Here is a 4459-nt window from a genome sequence, read left to right as displayed (position 1 = left end):
TGCGCGTCCGGAGGCGGCAGCTTGGCAACCGGCACCGCCGGCAGCTTCGCGGCCTTCCAAGCCTCGAATCCCCCGTCGAGCGTTTCGGCTGGGACGCCGGCATGACGCAGCCAAGCGGCAACCCCTTCGCTGAGTTTCAGGCCCTTTTGGCAGACGACGATCACGGACCGGCCCGTAAATGACTTCGCCCAATCTGCCACGGTCACGTACGGACGGCGCAGCGCGCCGGGGATGATGCGGGGATCGGCGGCGAAATCTTCGTCCGTCCGAACGTCGATCAGCACCGGCGTAGTGGGAGTGCCGATCAACCTGGATAATTTATCAACGGAGATGGAGGTGTATGACGACATAGCTGCGCCCTCGTTGTGAACGGGACGCGATACTTTAGCTGTCGCCTCGCGGGGAGATCGCGGTCCCCGTGGAGCCCTTTTCGTCCAGAACGGCTGATGCTGTCAAGACGACCAGGTTGCCATCAGGGCCAACGGTGGTGAAGGTCATCGATCACGAACGCGTGCGCGTGCCCCGCGTGTTCGCCGTGCACATGGGGATGGTTCGACGGCAGATCCGGATGGCGGTGCGGGACCACATCGTCGTCTAACGCGGGCCATACCATTCGGGCGAGCAGGACGCCGCAGAGCGTGATCGCGGCGAGCACAAGCAACGTCGGCACCAATCCTGCCGCCGAGCCGAGCCAGCCAGCCAGCGGATAGGTGAGCAGCCAACAGGCGTGCGATAGGGCGAACTGAGCGGCAAACACCGCCGGACGGTCGGCAGCATGCGCCGAGCGTCGCAGCAAACGTCCGGACGGCGTCATGACGGCCGAATAGGCGACACCGAGCACTGCCCACGTCGTCAGCAAGCCCGGCCAGATCCACTGCGTGGCCACAGATGTGGACACCAACAGGGCGAAGCACAGAAGCGCCGCTGCGAGCAGCCCTGCCGCCGAGAGCATGACCGGGCGATCCGGCACCCGATCGAGCAGCTTCGGCAGCAAAAGTGCCGCCGTCATCGACCCGCCGCCAAAACACGCCAGCGCGATTGCCACGTCGGTGTCAGATCCGTGCAGCACCCCGCGGACCAGCACGACGGTGTTGACGATCACCATCGCGCCCGCTGCGGCTACGGAAAGGTTGAGCGCCAGCAGGCCGCGCAGCCTTGGCGTCGACAGGTAGATGCGGATCCCGCGCGTGGTGTTGTCGTAGATGCCTCGCTTTCGTTCCGATGCTTGCGGCTGAGGAATGGTCACGGACAGCACAAGCGCTGCCGAGCAGACGAAACCGATCACGGTTCCGACGAACAGCAGATTGAAAGCGATGATGGTCAGCAGCGCCGCCGCCAGCATCGGGCTGACCAGACTCTCCATGTCATAGGCCAGCCGCGACAGCGACAGCGCTCGGGTATACTGAGCTTCGTCCGGAAGCACGTCTGGAATGGTCGCCTGGAACGTCGGCGTGAACGCTGCGGAGGCCGACTGCAGCACGAAGATCAGCAGGTACACCTGCCAGACCTGATCGACGAACGGAAGCGCCAGCGCCACGGCGGCGCGGGTCAGGTCCATCGAGACCAGAAAGGCACGGCGCGGCAGCAGATTGGCGAAGCCACCGACGACGGGCGCCACGCCGACATAGGCGACCATCTTGATGGCCAGCGCCGTTCCGAGCACCGCGCCCGCCTTGTCGCCCGCGATCTTGAAGGCAAGCAGGCCGAGAGCCACCGTCATCATGCCGGTACCGATCAACGCGATGACCTGCGCTGCGAACAGGTGCCGGTAGGTGCGATTGGCGAGAACGGAAAGCATGTGGCGTCCTTGCTGGTGGCTATTCGGCGGCGCGGTTCGGGATGAAAGTTCGTCTGGAAGCGTTCTCCCGTTTGGGGGAGGCGCAATAGCCTCGCGTCGCCAAGGACCTTCGCGGGGCAGGGTGACGCAGTGCCAATGCTGCGGCACCTTCTGTGCTCTATCGACCGGAACTCACAGCTCCGTTTTGCAGAAGCCGGTCTTTGACGGTCAGTGCGATCGCCGCAGGCGCCTGGTCGGGTATCGCGAAGCAGGAGCTCGCGTTGATTTCGCAAAGAACGTAGGTGTCAGCGCCGGTCGCGTCGCGCGGGCCAAACAGAAAATCCGCGTCCCAGATGACCGGCAGCGACATCTCATCGATATCCAGTGTTTCCATCATTTGCGACGTCCACTCTTCCTCCATTGACCTTCGTAGCGCCTGGAACTGCGGGGCTTCTGGGCCGTGCATGATGCGTGGACCGGATTGAGCTTCCGGAGAATCCGGACCTGCTGACGGCGGTGGGATCAGGGCCTTGACCAGTTGGTGCCCAAAGCCCGCGACTTTTGGTCCGCTCATGTAGCAACGGATCATCCCATCGGGGAGACGCGGCTGGAACGCCTGATCGATGATGCAGCCGCCCCATCCAAAATATGACTCGCATCGGTCAATAAAGTCGTTGAGCGGCATGTCCTCGGGCAGGCTTCCGCGCTGCGCGTGGAGCACCCGAACGGTCGCCGCTTCCGGCAGAGCCTCCACTTTCCAGACGCCTTGGCCTCCATTTCCGCGATTTTGTTTGAGCACGCGTGGGCCTTCGGCCCGCAAGCGCGAAGGGAATTCCGCTTGGAAGGTAGCTACGCTGTCGTACCGATGCGTATCGACGCCCCAGCCCAGGTGGCGCGTTCGGTAGAGCACCTCCTTGACGCCCATCTTCAGGATGACATCGGGATGGGCGCTCACCCATGGGCTCAGCGTCGCAACCTCTCGCAGCAGCTCATCGAGCGCCACCCGCGTTTTGCCTTGGTGTATCGGATCGACCCAGACGAGGACGCCATCCACTGCCAGCAATTGCTTGCGAACCGCCTCGGCGAAGGCCTCGTCATAGATTGCCGGCATGGCGTCGATGCCGGCGGCAGCGAGGGCCTCGAAGACGCGGACGAAGCGACTGTTTTGCGGCGTCGTGTCCCGGCGTGCGGAAGCGTCTCCGCGAGAGAGGATTGCAACAGTCTGACGGAGAGGAAGATGTCGTTCGGTGTCCATGCGCGTTCTCCACGAAAGATCGTGTGTCGCGCAGAGCTTGAACACAGAGGTCTGAAGGGGAGTCTGCCTGTCCCCATGGATACGACTGTACGCGGGTTCGGACGCTCGTTTCAAGACCGGAGTTGCCAACCATGGACCTTCGGGGAAATCCGTGAACCTAGCGGATCAACGGTGAGGAGCGTGAAGCCTGGTATGCTTCGAGGTCGAAACCAGTTGGCCGAGGTGAAGTTTGATCTGACGCAGGCACTCGCGGTTGAGTGCCAAAGAGCAGGTGAGGGTGCCTCACCCATCTCGTTGCTCAGGCGAGCCCGACACCGATTGCCCCAGTCCTGGGCAAGCGAATTGTCGGTCGGCGACGGCATGTCGAGGATGCGTTCCGGATACGACGCTGACTGGAGACGATGGCTCCAGCCTCGGGATTCAGCCCAAGCCCAGCCTCCATGGGACCGCCTACGGCCATTCGCAGGACTTCAAAGTCACCGGCGTCGGTCGGCGGCGGAACGAACATCGCCAACGGCATTTTCGATCAGAAGTTTACGCTTAAGTGCCAACCCGCCGGCAGCCATGCCGATCTTATGCGGGGACTGTGCCGATCTTATGGAGTCGATGCCGATCTTAGTGGGGACCAACAACAGGTCCAGCCCAGAGGCTCCGGGCCTACACACCGGATTCGCATAAGGTATATTATGGAATATATTATCCTGTAACGATCTCAAGGAGTTACATCAACCTGTCGATAAATCCGTCCTGAACTATGGAAATGCCGGCAGCAGCCCGTGGGCTGCGAAGCCGCCATCGACGTTCAGAATGTGCCCGGTGACGAAGCTGCTCTTGCGGTCGTCGAGCAAGAACACGGCGGCGCCGGCGACTTCCTCGGGCTCGGCGTACCGGCGCTGTGGCACAGTCTGCAGCCAGCCGGCGCGGGTCTCGGCGGTGTGCATGGCCTGCACCATCGGCGTCTCGAACGGCCCCGGCGCGATGGCGTTGACGCGGATCTTGAGCGGCGCCAGTTCGCAGGCCATCACCTGGGTCAGCGTCACCACGCCACCCTTGGAGGCGCCGTAGGCCGACCGGCCGATATTGCCGCGCAGGCCCGAGACCGAGGCAACGTTGACGATGGCGCCGCCGCCATGGGCGCGCATCAGCCGGCCAGCCTCGCGGGCCACCGTAAAGGTGCCCACCAGGTTGATGTCCAGGATCTCGCGGAACAGTTTGACGGAAGTGTCGAAGAACGGCACGTCGCGGCCAATGCCGGCGGAATTGACCAGGCCGCGTACCGGGCCGAAGTCGGTTTCGCAATCGGCGATGCCGGCGATCACGCTGGCTTCGTCGGCGACATCCATCACCACAGAACGGGTGACGCCGGGCCGGATGGCATCGATCTGCGCTTGCGCGGCATCGAGCGCGGGCCGGGTGAGGTCGGCGAT

4 protein-coding genes are annotated in these 4459 nt (G+C 63.4%); all 4 read right to left on the bottom strand.

From position 1 onward, the window contains the following. Positions 1-350, bottom strand: a 350-nt coding sequence (locus JWR89_RS15320; RefSeq protein ID WP_299717595.1) for a thiosulfate sulfurtransferase GlpE, incomplete at its 3' end; no start/stop codon positions are given. A gap of 122 nt (positions 351-472) precedes the next feature. Further along, on the bottom strand, positions 473-1798 hold the full coding sequence (locus tag JWR89_RS15315; RefSeq protein WP_299717593.1) for an MFS transporter: 1326 nt from the start codon (positions 1796-1798) through the stop codon (positions 473-475). A gap of 157 nt (positions 1799-1955) precedes the next feature. Continuing rightward, complete coding sequence (locus tag JWR89_RS15310; protein WP_299717591.1) at positions 1956-3032, bottom strand: Cj0069 family protein; 1077 nt, start codon at positions 3030-3032, stop codon at positions 1956-1958. A 752-nt stretch (positions 3033-3784) separates the two neighbouring features. Next, the coding region (locus JWR89_RS15305; protein WP_299717589.1) for an SDR family oxidoreductase at positions 3785-4459 on the bottom strand (675 nt) is incomplete at its 5' end.

It is taken from the genome of Tardiphaga sp. (assembly GCF_028290785.1).
Classification (GTDB): domain Bacteria; phylum Pseudomonadota; class Alphaproteobacteria; order Rhizobiales; family Xanthobacteraceae; genus Tardiphaga.
The sequence above is the reverse complement of the archived record's forward strand: the minus strand, read 5'-3'. Positions and strand labels throughout refer to the sequence as shown.